Annotated in this window: 20 protein-coding genes; 8 read left to right on the top strand and 12 right to left on the bottom strand. The window is 65.8% G+C overall.

Going from position 1 to position 13,834, the window contains the following annotated elements:
- Positions 1-189: hypothetical protein (locus M3C17_RS17810; protein WP_259979336.1), on the bottom strand; the 189-nt coding region annotated here is incomplete at its 3' end.
- Positions 189-680 (bottom strand): hypothetical protein, encoded by a 492-nt coding sequence (locus M3C17_RS17805; RefSeq protein WP_074040882.1) that lies wholly within the window; start codon positions 678-680, stop codon positions 189-191. The genes M3C17_RS17810 and M3C17_RS17805, both read right to left, overlap by 1 nt.
- 404 nt (positions 681-1,084) lie before the next feature.
- Between M3C17_RS17805 and M3C17_RS17800 the strand changes: the two genes are divergently transcribed.
- Positions 1,085-1,723: a TetR/AcrR family transcriptional regulator gene (locus tag M3C17_RS17800; RefSeq protein WP_221844558.1), complete on the top strand. Its 639-nt coding sequence runs from the start codon at positions 1,085-1,087 to the stop codon at positions 1,721-1,723.
- On the opposite strand, the gene M3C17_RS17795 is transcribed toward M3C17_RS17800, so the two are convergent.
- The 3 genes from M3C17_RS17795 to M3C17_RS17785 all read right to left on the bottom strand — a co-directional run bounded on the left by M3C17_RS17795 (position 1,693) and on the right by M3C17_RS17785 (position 3,331).
- The gene (locus tag M3C17_RS17795; protein WP_239279598.1) at positions 1,693-1,983 is read right to left on the bottom strand and encodes a DUF6510 family protein; all 291 of its coding nucleotides are present in this window, start codon (positions 1,981-1,983) and stop codon (positions 1,693-1,695) included. The genes M3C17_RS17800 and M3C17_RS17795 overlap by 31 nt on opposite strands.
- A complete protein-coding gene (locus tag M3C17_RS17790) occupies positions 1,980-2,642 on the bottom strand; it encodes an FAD-binding oxidoreductase (RefSeq protein ID WP_259979333.1) in 663 nt (220 codons plus the stop codon). Before M3C17_RS17790 ends, M3C17_RS17795 begins: the two co-directional genes overlap by 4 nt.
- A 95-nt stretch (positions 2,643-2,737) precedes the next feature.
- Positions 2,738-3,331, bottom strand: a complete 594-nt coding sequence (locus M3C17_RS17785; RefSeq protein ID WP_046454460.1) for a molybdopterin-dependent oxidoreductase — start codon at positions 3,329-3,331, stop codon at positions 2,738-2,740.
- 211 nt (positions 3,332-3,542) lie between these two features.
- On the opposite strand from M3C17_RS17785, the gene moaA reads away from it, so the two are divergent.
- Complete coding sequence (gene moaA / locus M3C17_RS17780; protein WP_074040880.1) at positions 3,543-4,601, top strand: GTP 3',8-cyclase MoaA; 1,059 nt, start codon at positions 3,543-3,545, stop codon at positions 4,599-4,601.
- 2 nt (positions 4,602-4,603) lie between these two features.
- Positions 4,604-4,840 carry a MoaD/ThiS family protein gene (locus M3C17_RS17775; protein WP_074040879.1) on the top strand — a complete coding sequence of 79 codons (237 nt, stop codon included), beginning with the start codon at positions 4,604-4,606 and terminating at the stop codon, positions 4,838-4,840.
- A 125-nt stretch (positions 4,841-4,965) separates the two neighbouring features.
- Here M3C17_RS17775 and M3C17_RS17770 read toward each other — a convergent pair whose 3' ends face one another.
- The 6 genes from M3C17_RS17770 to M3C17_RS17745 all read right to left on the bottom strand — a co-directional run bounded on the left by M3C17_RS17770 (position 4,966) and on the right by M3C17_RS17745 (position 9,882).
- On the bottom strand, positions 4,966-5,478 hold the full coding sequence (locus M3C17_RS17770) for a hypothetical protein (protein ID WP_131941899.1): 513 nt from the start codon (positions 5,476-5,478) through the stop codon (positions 4,966-4,968).
- 124 nt (positions 5,479-5,602) lie between these two features.
- Positions 5,603-6,106 (bottom strand): peroxiredoxin, encoded by a 504-nt coding sequence (locus M3C17_RS17765; protein ID WP_074040877.1) that lies wholly within the window; start codon positions 6,104-6,106, stop codon positions 5,603-5,605.
- Positions 6,107-6,242: 136 nt separating this feature from the next.
- Positions 6,243-6,656, bottom strand: coding sequence for a molybdenum cofactor biosynthesis protein MoaE (locus tag M3C17_RS17760; RefSeq protein WP_074040893.1), 414 nt, complete (start codon positions 6,654-6,656; stop codon positions 6,243-6,245).
- Complete coding sequence (gene moaCB, locus M3C17_RS17755; RefSeq protein ID WP_074040876.1) at positions 6,649-7,605, bottom strand: bifunctional molybdenum cofactor biosynthesis protein MoaC/MoaB; 957 nt, start codon at positions 7,603-7,605, stop codon at positions 6,649-6,651. Before moaCB ends, M3C17_RS17760 begins: the two co-directional genes overlap by 8 nt.
- A complete protein-coding gene (gene glp / locus M3C17_RS17750; protein WP_074040875.1) occupies positions 7,602-8,792 on the bottom strand; it encodes a gephyrin-like molybdotransferase Glp in 1,191 nt (396 codons plus the stop codon). The genes moaCB and glp overlap by 4 nt, the downstream gene beginning before the upstream one ends.
- A gap of 1 nt (position 8,793) precedes the next feature.
- Entirely contained in the window at positions 8,794-9,882 is a 1,089-nt protein-coding gene (locus M3C17_RS17745) for a ThiF family adenylyltransferase (protein ID WP_074040874.1), read from the bottom strand.
- A 173-nt stretch (positions 9,883-10,055) separates the two neighbouring features.
- On the opposite strand from M3C17_RS17745, the gene modA reads away from it, so the two are divergent.
- The 4 genes from modA to M3C17_RS17725 are packed head-to-tail and all read left to right on the top strand — an operon-like array spanning position 10,056 to position 12,912.
- Positions 10,056-10,844 carry a molybdate ABC transporter substrate-binding protein gene (gene modA / locus M3C17_RS17740; RefSeq protein ID WP_074040873.1) on the top strand — a complete coding sequence of 263 codons (789 nt, stop codon included), beginning with the start codon at positions 10,056-10,058 and terminating at the stop codon, positions 10,842-10,844.
- On the top strand, positions 10,822-11,628 hold the full coding sequence (locus M3C17_RS17735) for an ABC transporter permease (protein WP_200829310.1): 807 nt from the start codon (positions 10,822-10,824) through the stop codon (positions 11,626-11,628). The genes modA and M3C17_RS17735 overlap by 23 nt, the downstream gene beginning before the upstream one ends.
- A gap of 47 nt (positions 11,629-11,675) precedes the next feature.
- Positions 11,676-12,353, top strand: a complete 678-nt coding sequence (locus tag M3C17_RS17730; RefSeq protein WP_074040871.1) for an ABC transporter ATP-binding protein — start codon at positions 11,676-11,678, stop codon at positions 12,351-12,353.
- Entirely contained in the window at positions 12,334-12,912 is a 579-nt protein-coding gene (locus M3C17_RS17725; RefSeq protein ID WP_143181275.1) for a hypothetical protein, read from the top strand. The genes M3C17_RS17730 and M3C17_RS17725 overlap by 20 nt, the downstream gene beginning before the upstream one ends.
- Positions 12,913-12,955: 43 nt before the next feature.
- Here M3C17_RS17725 and M3C17_RS17720 read toward each other — a convergent pair whose 3' ends face one another.
- Positions 12,956-13,330, bottom strand: a complete 375-nt coding sequence (locus tag M3C17_RS17720; RefSeq protein WP_074040869.1) for a helix-turn-helix domain-containing protein — start codon at positions 13,328-13,330, stop codon at positions 12,956-12,958.
- 76 nt (positions 13,331-13,406) lie between these two features.
- Between M3C17_RS17720 and M3C17_RS17715 the strand changes: the two genes are divergently transcribed.
- The gene (locus M3C17_RS17715) at positions 13,407-13,817 is read left to right on the top strand and encodes a RidA family protein (RefSeq protein ID WP_074040868.1); all 411 of its coding nucleotides are present in this window, start codon (positions 13,407-13,409) and stop codon (positions 13,815-13,817) included.
- Positions 13,818-13,834: the final 17 nt, after the last annotated feature.

Raw genomic sequence — 13,834 nt, 5'->3', positions numbered from 1 at the left:
CTCGACGATCATGCGATCGGCGTCCTCGGCGGGCATTGCACTCCCCACCGTTGAGCGGGGGACAACGACGATGCTCCCCGGAGTCAGCTCGGTGTCCCGCCCCTGCAGCGACAGGACCGAGGCATTCCGACGCTGGTAGATGACTAACAGGTAGTCTTCGCCGTGACCACGCGGAGAGCTGACCGACATCACAGGACTGCTTCCTCGATCAGTTCGTAGATGTTTGCCCGGCGGAGATCGCTGGCGTGAAAGACGAGCCCGTCGCCCCGGTGCGGTGGCTGCGCTGCGACATGCCGCACGCACGCGGCGGCGAGATCTCGCTCGGCCGGCGACATCACCACGACTCCAATCACAGTCGTGTCCACGCCGACGAGATTGGTGGCGCTCCTGCTCACCTCACCGACCACACCGCTCGCCAACCTGTGTACACGGGCCCGAGACATCGTGCCGGCACCGTCGAAGGCCACCACCACCGTTCCAGGCCGAACGATGTGCAGCGCGGCGGTCACCTCATGCTCGATCCGTGAAGCCAGCGCCCGGCGGGCCCGGATGCCCAGGCCCCGACGAAACCGATAGGCCGCCACGACCAGACGCTCGTCCTCAGCCACCCGCTCCGCAAGAGGGGAAGGAACGAGCATCAGAAACTCTTGTGCGTCACCGAGCTTGACAGGCAGGTCCACCGAACGCCCCTCTCCTGCGGAGCACGCAACGTTCTCGCGGACGGGCGCGCGCGGGCGCCGGCATCGAGCCCTTGGCTCGGACGTTCTCGCGCACACGGAAGATCCGTGAACCGCGTGGCTTCCCGCACATCATGACCACCAGCCTACGACGACAGAAAAGGACTCGCCAGACCAAAGCGCGAACCGAGTGTCGAACGAGGAGAGGTTCTAGAAGCATGAAAACGCAGGCGGCGCGGATTGCTTCACATGATCCGGGTCGACTTGGAGAAGGACTCAAAGGTCCATTATTATGAGGGCATGCGATGCGAGCCTCCCGCTCCGCGGGGCTTGACTGGACCGGCCGGGCTGGCATCGCGTGACGGACGACTTCGATCCCTGCGGACGGGGGAGACTACCCTGGAGGCGTGACTGCCGACGGAACGAGTGCACGCCGGTTGACGCCGAAAGGGGCGGCAACGAGGGCACGTATCGTCGACGCAGCGAACCAGCTGATGTATGAGCGAGGTGTCGCCGCGACGACCCTCGCCGACGTCCGAGCCGCCAGTGCGACATCGAAGTCTCAGGTTTATCAGCACTTCGCCGACAAGGACGCACTCGTGAAGGAAGTCATCGAGACCCGGGCAGAGGACGTCCTGACGCAGCAGCGCCGACGCCTTCGACGAGTGGAGTCCCTGCGCGGGTTCGAGCTGTGGCGGGACGAGCTCGTCGAACGGAACGCGCTACGCAACGGCGCATACGGGTGCCCGCTCGGGTCTCTGGCGAACGAGATCGCAGACCACAACGAGGATGCCCGCCGCGCGATCGCTGCCCACTTCGATGAGTGGCTGGAGATGCTGATCGATGCCGTGGAGAGGCTGAAGACACGCGGCGTGTTGCGCAGCGATGCGGACTCGCGAGCGCTTGCCAGTGGGCTGCTGTCGGCACTCCAGGGAGGCTATCTTCTGGCGAAGGCGAGCCGAGACATCTATCCGATGCGTGCTGCTCTCGACATGGCTATCGCACAGCTCAGGGCCTACGCGACAGAGACCGGCTCCTCAACCTGATCCCTCTTCATCGCGAACGCGGTCAGCCCCGCAAAGCTGAGGAAGAGTCGTTCACCGGCGTCGATGATCGTCGCCAGCACATGGCTGCACGTGTTGCAGCGTACGACCAGCCCCGGAGCGTCCGGATACACGACTGATTCGCCAAGGGGCGCGATATGCCCGCAACCTCCGCAGCGTCCCTCGATCATCGTTGCGTCTGGAACGAGGAACTCGGCGAGAGTCCCGGAGAGGATGTTGCCGTCAAGATGGCTGGTCATCATAGGCCTCCGAATCGTTCGGTGAGGATGTCTTGCGGCGCATGACCGAGCTTCACGAGCCACGGCGCGACGGCTTCGACGAAGCCTGTCGAACCGCACACGAAAATGCGCGGACGGTCTTCCGGGGGGAGCGTCCGCGCGGCGACAGTCGACTCTGTGAGCCGTCCGACGGGCTCCTGCCATCCGGCTGGCGCTCGTCGCGTATACACGAGGTCCATGGCGAACGACCCGTCCGACAGTTCGAGGAGCTCATGGTGGAAATAGATGTCTTCGGGCGTACGCACCGAGTACAGCAGCCGGAACGGAACGGGATCGGACGCGGCCGCATGGGAGGCTGCCATCGCGTAGAGGGGAACGACGCCTGACCCGCCGGCGATGAGCTGCACGGGGCGCTGGCTCTGTCCCGGGCGCCAGAGGAAGAACGATCCCAGCGGTCCGTGGACCTCGATCTGATCACCGGCGCGCAGTTCGCGGACGAGGAACGGTGACACCTCGCCATCGGGCAGCTCATCGACCGCGAGGACGATCGTTCCGCCCGGCTCTGAGGATGCGATCGAGTACGACCGCGTCGCTTGGTAGCCGTCCGGAGCGGTCAGGCGTAGATCGAGATGACTTCCCGCCTCGCTCCCTGGCCAGCCCGGAACATCGAGCACCAGCCGCACCGCGGTCGGCGTCTCCGGGCGGACCTCTGAAACCGTGGCGACGAACCACGCCGGCCTCACGCGGGGGCGAGGCGGAGCGAGCCGGGTCTGCTCCATCACCAGTAGCGTTCTTCCTTCCACGGATCACCGTAGATGTGATAGCCGCTCTGCTCCCAGAACCCAGGGTCGTTCGTCGGCATCATCGTCAGCGCACGGACCCATTTCGCGCTCTTCCAGAAGTACAGATGCGGGATGAGAAGACGTGCCGGCCCGCCGTGCTCCGCGTCGAGGGGAGCGCCTTCGGCCTCGGTCGCGATCCAGGCTTTGCCGTCCAGGAGATCCTCGAGCGGCACATTCGTGGTGTACCCGCCGTAGGAGTGCGCCATGACGTAATCATGGGACGTCTCGACGTTCTCGAACAGCTTGTCCAGGCTCACCCCGCGCCAGGCCATGTCGAGCTTGGACCAGTGCGTGACGCAGTGGATGTCGACCGTGATGTCCTCGGCACCGAGCGCCAGAAACTGCTCCCAGTTCCAGTGATGCTCGGTACCGGTTTCATCGAGGATCGCGAAATCCCACGTCTCGGTATCGACATAGGGCGTGGGACCGGCAGTGAGCACCGGCCAGTTCTCGAACAGCGTCTGTCCCGGAGGGAGCTGATCATCGGGACCACGCCGACGTCCCGCGAATCCGCGAGTAGTGAACGACATACATCGCCCCTTCCGTGTCGTCTGGCTGTACACAACCGACGATATTGCGGGAGCTCTCTCGCTGATCGCCTAGTCCTGCGCGGAACTTGCCCATGACTGCAGGTGATGAGCCCAGGGGTGAAAACAGGCGATTGCGCCGACCACACTGTGGAACAGGACGCCCCACTAGGCGGCCTCGGTTCCCGCAAACATCGAGAAGAAGTCTGTGACCATGTGCCCTGTTGCGCTCGGCATGCCGACCGTTCGCAATCGCGCGCGCTCAACGATCGGCCGACCCGAGACACCTCTTCTCGTAGACAGGTTCGGGCGCATCGCGCGAGACCTGCGTGTATCGATCACCAGCGCCTGCTCACTGCGTTGCACATACTGCATGCCGGCGGAAGGCCTGCCCGTAGTCCCTCGCGGGGAGTTGCTGACTCCGGAAGAGATCGCGCGCCTGGTCACAATAGCCGTCCACGATCTCGGAGTACGCGAGGTGCGTTTCACCGGCGGCGAGCCGCTTACGCGACCGGATCTGGTCGAGATCGTGCGCCGGACGACCACAGTCGTGCCGGGCGTGCCCGTGTCGATGACGACCAATGGGATCGGCCTCGATCGCAAGGCGCCGCAGCTTGTGGAGGCCGGACTGACGCGGATCAACGTGTCGCTGGACACGATCGACCGCGAGCATTTCGCCGCCGTCACCCGACGCGATCGCCTGCCAGCCGTGCTCAGGGGGATCGAGTCGGCACAGCACGCAGGGCTCAGCCCGATCAAGATCAACGCGGTGGCGCTGCGCGAGACCCTCGCGGATGCTCCCGACCTGCTGGCGTGGGCGCTTGCCAACGGTGTGCGGTTGCGGTTCATCGAACAGATGCCGCTGGATGCTGATCAGACCTGGCGCAGAGACCACCTCGTCTCCGCCGAAGAGCTTCTCTCCGTGCTCGGACGCCGTTATCGACTGACCCCGGCCGGCCGTGAAGACCCGTCCGCTCCTGCAGAGGAGTGGCTCGTCGAGGGTGGCCCGGCGACCGTCGGCATCATCGGATCCGTGACGCGCAGCTTCTGCGAAGCGTGCGACCGTACACGGCTGACAGCCGAAGGCTCGGTACGTTCATGTCTATTCGGTGACGACGAGACGGACCTGCGCACGATGCTGCGCAGTGGAGCAGACGATGCCGCCATCGCCGACGCGTGGCGGGCGACGATGTGGGATAAACAGGCTGGGCACGGGATGGATGAGAAGAGCTTCCGTCGACCGGCCCGTTCTATGGGAGCGATCGGAGGCTGACGATGCCGTGCATACTCGTCCGATACTTCGCAGCCGCCGCTGAAGCGGCCGGCTGCGAAGAAGAACACGTCGAGGCGAGGTCCCTCGGAGAGGCGAAGGACGCGCTCCTCACAGCTCACCCGGCACTCGAAGCGGTCGTCGCAAAGGGGACATTCCTCGTCGACGGCATCGCCTCGCGCGATCCCGCGCGACCGGTCTCCGCGCAGGTGGACGTGCTGCCCCCGTTCTCCGGCGGCTGAGCGATACGGTGGACGGTTGAGACTCGATCCATAGCGAGGCTTCCGCGTATCGAGGACCGCGTTCGTCTCGTGCGCCGTCATCTTTCTGCGTGAGACGATCGTGCCGTATTGCCCCGATCCTCGCGTCAGCAGGAGTCGAAGTACAAGCGCTGGGGATGCATACCGTCGCTCACGTCGTACACGGCATCGGACGCTTCGCGTGGAGTGTCCTCGCGCATGTAGCGCAGATGCCGTTCACGGGTGTCTGGATGGGCCGGCCCGCCGCCGTCGAGGAAGACGGTGAAGTGCCACGCCGAACGCAGACTGGAGCGCAGCAGCGACCAGCCGTCGACAATCAGCACCGTGTGCTCAGACGCGTCAGTGAACCCGCTCTCAGGTCCGTTGAGGCGGAACATGCGCAGCATGGTTCGGACCGTATCGTCGTCCGTGAACGGTGCTGCGGTGAGACGAGTCGCGTTACGTCCCACTGCGCGCAGCGCTGCCGCTAGCGTGTTGGCGAAGTGCGTGCGGGCTGCAGCGTCCACGCCGTCGATGGCGACGAGTATTCGGCCGCGTGGGTTTCTGTGAAGCACCTCCTGAGCGAGCTCCTCCCAGACGGCGGTACCAGCGGCACCTGAGGCGTTGGGAGACGTGGCCATCGTCACTCCTGCCGTGGAATGGTCAAGAGGGGGCGCTCTGGAATGCCGTTCTGGCCACGCTCATCCTTGCCGTCGGCGCTCGCTGTGGGTTGCGTTCGCGCTCTCGAGACGCCATCGATCGGTTTCATCTCTCCGCCTCTTGCCGAGTCGCATCCGCATGCTGGGGCAACTCCCGGACGAGTTCGAGGACGTCGTCGGGAAGGAGCTGTCCTAACGTTCCACAGGAGTACACGCTGATCACGACCTTCCCGTCGGGATCCAGCACGAATCCGGTTGTCTGCAGCTGGGGCGGGTCCATGGTGACGAACGCTCCGGTCGTGGCGGCGATCTGCCCCACATCGGTGCTGTGTCCGATCGGAAAGGTCAGGCCATAGCGCGACACGAGCTCCGTGATCATTGGCTCCTCGTCCGCAGTCAGCGCGACGACGGCGATATCCACGGCGGACAGGCGCCGTAGGCCGCGCTGGAACGCACGCAGCTGCTCTACGCAGGACCTGCAGCTTGCCCCGCGTGAGAAGAGGACCACGCTGTACTGCCCGGCGAATTCGGCAGGGATCGTTCGGCGTGGTCCTCCCACCTCGACCAGTTCAAGAGGGGGGAACGCATCACCGCCACGCAGCAATGACATCAGCGGACGACTCCTGACGGGGCCAGTCCGTTGCCATGGAAGCTGTCTGGTTCAATCTCAATGCCGGTCATCTGGCGGCCTCTTTTCGTCGGTGATTGCGTCTTCAGCGTTTCGCGCTTGAGTGCTTCTTGCGTATCTACAACCCCACCCACTCCGATCTGCCGTCGGTGAAGTGCTGGTGCTTCCAGATCGGAACCTCTGCCTTGATCGCGTCGACGAGCTTCCCGCACGCGGCGAAGGCCTCCGCCCGGTGTGGAGCGGCGACGACCGCGACCAGTGCGACGTCGCCGATCTCGAGGTGCCCGATGCGGTGAGCGGCGACGACATCGCAGTTCGTGGCTTGCGCGATCCTCGCGCACACGTCGATGAGGACTCGTTCTGCGTCGGGGTGCGCCTCGTAGTCGAGAGACCCGACATCCTCTCCGTGGTCATGGTCGCGCACGATGCCTTCGAAGGTGACCACCGCCCCGTTCTTCCTGCTGCGTATCCGTGTCTCCAGCCACGTCTTGTCCAGTGGTGCGGTGGTGACGGAACCGATCGGCTCAGGCATGTCCGCCACCGGCCAGCTGGTCGTGCAGGTGCGGCAGGAGCGGTTCCAGCGCGAGGAGGCCGTCTTGTACGCCGCGTGGCGATCCGGGCAGATTGATGACGATTGTGCGTCCGGCGATCCCCGCAAGCGCTCTGCTGAGCGAGGCTGTCGGAGTCGTCGTACGGCCCGCTGCCCGAATGGCCTCGGCGACGCCGGGAAGTGCTCTCTGGATCACCGCGCTCGTTGCCTCGGGCGTGCGGTCCTCGGGATGCACACCGGTGCCGCCGGTCGTGATGATCAATGCCGGTTCGCGGGTGAGAGCATCCGCGAGCGCCCGATGGATATCCGCGTCAGCGACGACCACGGGTTCGTCTGCCTCATACCCGCGGTCGCGAAGCCAACCTGAGATCGCCGGCCCGGTGAGGTCATCGCGCGATCCGGCCGCGGTGCTCGTGGACGAGACGATCACGACCGCGTGTCCGCGCTCTGTGGGCTCAGGTGCGTCTGCAACCCAATGCCCGCGCTTGCCCCCGGTCTTCTCGATGAGGCGGATGTCTCCGAGTACTGCGGCCGGATCGACGGATTTGATCATGTCGTGCAGGGCGAGACCGGCGACGGCGACAGCGGTGAGGGCTTCCATCTCGGCGCCGGTCTTCGCCGTAGCTGCGACCGCGGCCCGAATCTGCACCGATGAGGTGCTGAGCTCGAAATCGACGGTGACGGACTCCAGGGGCAGCGTGTGCGCGAGGGGCACGAGCTCGCTGGTGCGTTTGGCGCCCTGGATGCCCGCGATCCGCGCTGTCGGGAGCGCGTCTGCTTTGCTTAGTTGGTTGGTGGCGAGCAGCTCCAGCACTGCCGGTGTCGTGTCGAGACGGCCGGTCGCGATCGCCGTGCGACGAGTGATCGCCTTCCCGCCGATGTCGATCATCCGCGACCGGCCTTGATCGTCGAGGTGCGGCAGTTCGTTCATAGATTCCAGGTCTCCACGCGTGTCCCGATGTCGAGGGTGACGGCATCGATCGGGACATCGATGAGCACGTCGGATGCCGCCATGGCGGCGACAAGGTGCGAGGAGGCTCCGCCCAGCGGTGCGACCCGGCCTTCAGGCAACGCCACGCCGCGGCGGAACTGCCGTTTGCCGGTGACAGAGGTGAGAGGTTCGGCCAGGGTCCGTGGCTCGGGTCGGCGTGCAGGCAAGCCTGCTGTCTCGCGGAGGATCGGCTCGATGAAGAGCATGAATGACAGCTGCGCGGACACGGGGTTGCCGGGGAAGCACACCACGGGAACGTCTTTGTAGAGGGCGGTGGCCTGCGGGCCTCCGGGCTGCATTGCGAGGGTATCGATGTGTGCCCCGAGGGGCTCCAGGAACTCCCTCACAACTTCGTAGCTGCCTGCCGAGATGCCTCCGCTGGTGAGCACGATCTCGGCTCCCGCCGCGTACGAGGCGTCCAGGGCGCGCGCGAAGGCGGCCGTGTCGTCGACGACACGATGCTCATCGGCCAGGAAGGCACCGGCGGACCGCACCGCTGCGGCGAGCGCGGGGCCGTTGGCGTCGTAGATCTGGCCGGGAGCCAGAGGTTCACCGGGGGTGGCCAGTTCGCTTCCTGTCGAGATCACCGCGACACGAACTTGCGAGCGAACGGGGATGGAGTCCAGTCCGGCGGCTGCGAGTGCCGCGAGGTGGCGGGGAGCGAGCCGGAGGCCGGAAGGCAGTAGAGGATCACCGGCGGCGAGGTCAGAGCCGGCTTCTCGTACGAACTCTCCGGCGTCCGGTTTCCGCGTGAACGTCACTGTCGCGTCGTGGACGGTGGCATGTTCGACAGGGACGACCGCGTCGGCATCGTCCGGGATCGGCGCACCGGTCATGACCCGGACGGCATGGCCGGGGTCAAGCGGCGCAGGTGTTCCGGGGGCGGCGGGGATCTCACCCCGCAGCGGCAGACTGCGTGGTGTCCGCGCAAGGTCGGTCACACGGACGGCGAAGCCGTCCATCTGTGAGTTCCGGAACGGGGGCAGAGCTATCGGAGTCCGTACGGGGTGGGCGAGCACCCGATCCAGTGCACGAGTCAGGGCGACCTGCTCGACGGTGCGCTGACTCACGGCGCTCAGGAGCGCGCGGACTCGGGCTGTGTGTGCGGCGACCGGTGTGCGGAGCATGTCAATACCTGCTCGCCGTGGGATCGACGCGGACTGCCCAGGCGTCGACTCCTCCGGTGAGATGCCGCACATCAGAGAATCCGAGTTGGAGAAGCAGATCGAGCGCCTGACGCGAGCGTCCGCCGCGGTGACAGTACAGCACCACCGGATTACCGGTGCCGAGTTCTCGAGTCCGACTGGCAAGCTCGCCCAGGGGGATCAGCACGCTCCCCGGGATCGACGTGATCTCGGCTTCCCACGGTTCTCGCACATCGACGAGCAGCGGCGGTTCGGACGTCATGAGCAGGTCGCGCAGTTCTTCGGGGGAGACATCATTCTGATCCGAGGGCTGCGGAGCGGGCGTCGCGGTCTGCACTGCGGCGCGCGTGGATTCGTCACGCCGGTAGACGATCTCGCGGGTGCGACCGGTGCGGGCGTCGTACGCAGCGACCCGACCGATCAACGGGTCTCCGATGCCGGTGAGCAGCTTGAGCGCCTCGGTCGCCATGAAGGCCCCGATGACGGCGCAGACGCTCGGCAGCACGCCGATCACGTCGCAGGTGTCCGCATCGGAATCGGAGCCGTGCGGGAACAAGTCGCGGTAATCGGTGCCCCTGGCATCCCACGCCACTCCGGCCTGACCGGCGTATCCCAGCGCCGATCCCCACACCAGCGGGATGCCGCATTCAGCGGCAACACGGTCTGCCAGCAGCACCGTCGCGGGATTGTCGCTGGCATCGACGAGGACATCCACACCGTGCAGCAGATCCTCAGCTGTCACAGCGTCGAAACGCCTATCAACGGCGCGCACCTCAGCATCAGGAGCAAGCGCCGCGAGCCTCGTGGCGGCCGAGGCAGCTTTGCCGCGGCCGACGTCACCCGGCGTGTGCATCGTCTGCCGGTGCAGATTGGATTCGGCAACAGTGTCGTCATCGACGATCGTGAGCGTGCCGACGCCGGCAGCAGCAAGGACCGGCAATAGGGTGCTCGCCAAGCCGCCCGCGCCTATCACGAGCACATGCGCTCTCGCCAGGCGCTCCTGAGCGGGCACACCGAACTCCGCGAGGACGCGCTGCCTCTGAAAGATCGGCGAGAGCGGATCGACTGGCATGTCCTCAGGCTAGGGAGCCGGCCCCAGCAGACGAGGCCGGGAGCGTCGAGACAGCAGGGAGCAGACAAACTCCCGCAGTCGCAGACCATTCCCACGAGCTCGGCTGCGGGAGGGTTGAGACAGGTCGCGGACTTCGTTCGCCTGACCAGCCGATTCCCAGAGGAGTTCCTGTCTTGCGCGCCCCTTCTCTTCTTGCCGCGTTCGCCGCCATCCTTCTGCTCGCCGGCTGCTCATCGCCCGGCGCAATAGACGATGAGTCCGATGCCGGAGCGGGCGATGATGACATGATCTCCGGAACGGTGACGGTGTTGGCCGCCGCGTCCTTGACCGACGTGATGGACGTCCTCGCGGAGAGATTCGAGGATGCGAACGCGGATGTCGACATCGCCGCTAGCTACGGCGGGTCGTCGGCGCTTGCCGAGCAGATCATCTCTGGTGCTCCGACTGACGTGTTCTTCTCGGCGAATGAGGCGACGATGCAGTCCGTCGTTGATGCTGGCTTGGCGGTCGACCCGGGAGTGCTGGTCACCAACACACTGCAGATCGCGGTTCCCGTGGGAAATCCCGCCGGGATCACCGGTCTCGCCGACTTCGCCCGGCCCGAACTGACGATCGCATTGTGCGATACCGCAGTGCCGTGCGGGTCTGCAGCGCAGTCGCTGCTCGACCTATCCGGAGTCCAGGCCCAACCGGACACTCTCGAGGAGGATGTCCGCGCCGCTCTGACGAAAGTCTCTCTCGGTGAGGTCGACGCCGCGCTGGTCTACGTGACCGACGTCGTCGCAGCAGGAAGTGCCGTAGAGGGCATCGACGTGCCCGAGGCGCAGCAGGTGATCAACAAGTACCCGCTCACCCTTCTCGCCGAGGCGACGAACCCGGACGCCGCGCAGGCATTCATCGACTTCCTCCGCTCGGATGAGGCACGTCAGGTCTTCGAGGATGCCGGCTTCGCGGCCCCGTGAACGGCTGCAGCCGGTCGTCCTCGCTCTCGGCGTAGTCGGTCTCGCGCTGCTCGTTCTGCCGCTGCTCGGACTGATCCTGCGCGCACCCTGGGGTGATCTCGCCGGGCTGTTCGTCCGACAGGAGGTTCTGCAGGCTCTGGGGCTGTCGTTGCTCACGGCGACGTTGTCGACCGGCCTCAGCCTCGTCCTCGGTATCCCGCTGGCGGTGCTGCTGAGCCGTTCCGTTCGCTGGCGGGTGTTGCCGCGGCGCCTCTTGCGTGCGGCGATCACCGTCCCGCTGGTGCTGCCTCCCGTCGTCGGCGGCATCGCTTTGCTTCTCCTGCTGGGTCGGCGCGGACTCCTCGGGCAATGGCTCACGCAGGTTGGCGTCACCATCCCTTTCACCACCGGCGCCGTCGTGCTCGCGCAGACGTTCGTGGCTATGCCCTTCCTCGTTTTCGCCGTCGAAGGCGCGCTGCGATCGGCAGACCGTCGCAGCGAGACTGCGGCTGCTTCGCTGGGTGCCAGCCCGTGGCAGATCTTTCGTCTCGTGACCGTACCGCTGACGGCACCCGGGATCGCGGCCGGTGCCGTGCTCTGCTTCGCCCGCGCGCTTGGCGAGTTCGGCGCGACCATCACGTTCGCGGGCTCCTTCCCGGGTGTGACGCGCACACTCCCGATTGCTTCCTATCTCGCGATGAACTCCGACCCCGACACCGCGATCGCACTCGCCCTCGTGCTGCTTGCCGTATCGCTGAGCGTTCTCCTCGCGCTCCGCGACCGATGGCTGCCAGGAACCGTATGACTGCACAGCTGACGATCTCCGCACGTATTCGACGCCCCGCTTTCGACGTGATCATCGAACTCAGAGCAGAGCCCGGCCGTGTACTCGCGGTTGTCGGTCCGAACGGGGCCGGAAAAACCAGCATCCTCGCAGCGATCGCGGGTTTCACGGAGGTGGACGGGGCAGTGCGGCTCGGAGACAGGGACCTGGCATCCCTTCCCGCCGCGCAGCGTGGAATCGGCGTCATGTTCCAAGACCTGCTCCTCTTCCCGCACCTGACGGTGCGCGAGAACGTCGCCTTCTCCGCCAGAGCCCGCGGCAGCAGGTGGCCCGCGGCCCGGCGCAGCGCAGATCGTTGGCTGTCCCGCTTCGGCTTGATCGACCTGGCGGAGAGATACCCGGGCGCACTCTCCGGCGGGCAGGCACAGCGCGTAGCGCTGGCTCGTGCCCTCGCATCCGAACCGAAAGCACTGCTCCTCGACGAACCGCTCGCGGCTCTGGACGTGGAGTTCCGCGACGAGGTGCGTGCCGACCTCGGCGTGCATCTGCGTGAGTTCGGCGGACCGACGATCCTCGTCACTCATGACCGCGAAGACGTCGATGCGCTTGCCGACGAGATCGTCGTCCTCGATGCAGGGCGCATCGTGCAGCAAGGAGCTCTCGCCGACGTGACTCGAAAACCTGCCACAGCATGGGCTGCTCGATTCGTGGGAAAGAGGGACGCAGATGATGCCGAACGCGGATAACGACTTCCTCTTGGGGCTGGCCGGAGTATCGGGCACGATGCTCGGCACGTTCATCGTGGGCGTGTTCTTCTACATCGACTCGGAGATGCATCGTCGGCTGGCGGCATCGGAGGCCGCGGACCGGTACTTTCGCTCATCGATTCGCTGGGTGTTCACGGCGTACTCCATCCCTCTGCTCGTCCCGCTCGCGCTCGCGTCACTTGATGCTCTCTGGGGCGCGCTGAGCTTCATCGCCCTCGGCATCCTCTTGGTCGCGATGACCGTCGAAACGGGGCGGCGCATCCTCGCGAGAGGCGGGGCCGGCTCCTCTCGCTCTCTCGTAGTGAACGAATGGGCCTCGAGCTTCGGCATCGTCATCGCCATGGTCCTGCCGTGGACACTGGGCGGCTGGGTGCCCGCACCGGATGACTTCGTGCCCTCACTGCTCATCCTTCTCGCATGCGGTTTCGCGAGCACCGCGGCGCTGGTCATGACGCAGTTCGATGCGACGATGGGCATGGTTGACGCCGGGATGAGAGACAGGGACGGCGCAGAACCGGACGATCCGGCAGATCGCTGAGTCGGATTACTGCCGAGCCTCGATGGGAGAGGTGTTCTGACGTCTACTGCTCGTCTTCGTCGAAGGCTATGCGTGCTCGTTCGATGGCCGGCAGTTGCTCATCCGCCCAGGCGATGAGCGCGTCAACTGGCGCCCGTAACGTCTTGCCCAGCGTCGTGATCCGGTACTCGACGGACACCGGACGTGTGCTGATGACCCGACGTTGCACGACACCGTTCCGCTCCAGCCTTCGCAACGTCGCCGTGAGGGATTTCTGCGTCACGCCGGGTATGGCACGTCGTAAAGCGTTGAATCGAGACGGCCGTTCGCACAATTCGTTGAGGACGCTGAGCGACCACTTATCGAGCACCTGGTCGAGCAACTCGCGGTGCGGCGCTGCGATACGCAGCTCGTCCTCGCGCACGGCGGTATCGCCCATGTAACCAGGTCTCCTTGAAGTGTCTTTCGCCTACCAGGTATCAATGGTAAACCACTACGGACGAACAGGACCTTCCATGTCAGTTGCACGCTTCAGCCCTGCCGGCCTTCAGCCCGGCACGCCCTACGATCATGTCGCCGTCGGCACCGGTACGCGCCATCTGCACATCAGCGGGCAGGTCGCCCGCAGCGCAGAGGGAGAGCCCCTCGCGGCCGGGGACCTCGCAGGCCAGGTCGCGGAGGTGCTGCGCAACACCGCTCGCGCGCTCACCGGCGCGGGCGCGTCCTTCGAGGATGTGCTTCGGATGACGTTCTACGTCACCGACTGGGCACCTGAGAGGATCGCGCCCTTCATGGACGGGATCGCGCGCGTCGCTGAGGAGCTGGAACTGCCGCAGCCCCTGCCGCCTGCGTCCCTCATCGGGGTCGACTACCTCTTCGAGCCCGACGTTCTCGTCGAGCTCGAAGTCACCGCGATTCTCGACTAGCTCGTCTCGTTCGCTGG

This window comes from Microbacterium sp. p3-SID336, from assembly GCF_025143365.1.
GTDB lineage: Bacteria > Actinomycetota > Actinomycetes > Actinomycetales > Microbacteriaceae > Microbacterium.
Note: the sequence above shows the minus strand (reverse complement) of the source record. Positions and strands in the feature narration are given on the sequence as shown.

What these genes read in the sequence shown, in the direction of transcription:
- M3C17_RS17715 (WP_074040868.1), top strand. Translation starts at nt 13,407, where the DNA reads ATGTCAGTTGCACGCTTCAGCCCTGCCGGCCTTCAGCCCGGCACGCCC.
- M3C17_RS17795 (WP_239279598.1), bottom strand. Translation starts at nt 1,983, where the DNA reads ATGATGACCAGCCATCTTGACGGCAACATCCTCTCCGGGACTCTCGCC.
- M3C17_RS17760 (WP_074040893.1), bottom strand. Translation starts at nt 6,656, where the DNA reads ATGCCTGAGCCGATCGGTTCCGTCACCACCGCACCACTGGACAAGACG.
- M3C17_RS17785 (WP_046454460.1), bottom strand. Translation starts at nt 3,331, where the DNA reads ATGTCGTTCACTACTCGCGGATTCGCGGGACGTCGGCGTGGTCCCGAT.
- moaA (WP_074040880.1), top strand. Translation starts at nt 3,543, where the DNA reads ATGTGCCCTGTTGCGCTCGGCATGCCGACCGTTCGCAATCGCGCGCGC.
- M3C17_RS17735 (WP_200829310.1), top strand. Translation starts at nt 10,822, where the DNA reads ATGCCGGCTTCGCGGCCCCGTGAACGGCTGCAGCCGGTCGTCCTCGCT.
- M3C17_RS17745 (WP_074040874.1), bottom strand. Translation starts at nt 9,882, where the DNA reads ATGCCAGTCGATCCGCTCTCGCCGATCTTTCAGAGGCAGCGCGTCCTC.
- glp (WP_074040875.1), bottom strand. Translation starts at nt 8,792, where the DNA reads ATGCTCCGCACACCGGTCGCCGCACACACAGCCCGAGTCCGCGCGCTC.
- M3C17_RS17775 (WP_074040879.1), top strand. Translation starts at nt 4,604, where the DNA reads ATGCCGTGCATACTCGTCCGATACTTCGCAGCCGCCGCTGAAGCGGCC.
- M3C17_RS17725 (WP_143181275.1), top strand. Translation starts at nt 12,334, where the DNA reads ATGATGCCGAACGCGGATAACGACTTCCTCTTGGGGCTGGCCGGAGTA.
- moaCB (WP_074040876.1), bottom strand. Translation starts at nt 7,605, where the DNA reads ATGAACGAACTGCCGCACCTCGACGATCAAGGCCGGTCGCGGATGATC.
- M3C17_RS17765 (WP_074040877.1), bottom strand. Translation starts at nt 6,106, where the DNA reads ATGTCATTGCTGCGTGGCGGTGATGCGTTCCCCCCTCTTGAACTGGTC.
- M3C17_RS17720 (WP_074040869.1), bottom strand. Translation starts at nt 13,330, where the DNA reads ATGGGCGATACCGCCGTGCGCGAGGACGAGCTGCGTATCGCAGCGCCG.
- M3C17_RS17770 (WP_131941899.1), bottom strand. Translation starts at nt 5,478, where the DNA reads ATGGCCACGTCTCCCAACGCCTCAGGTGCCGCTGGTACCGCCGTCTGG.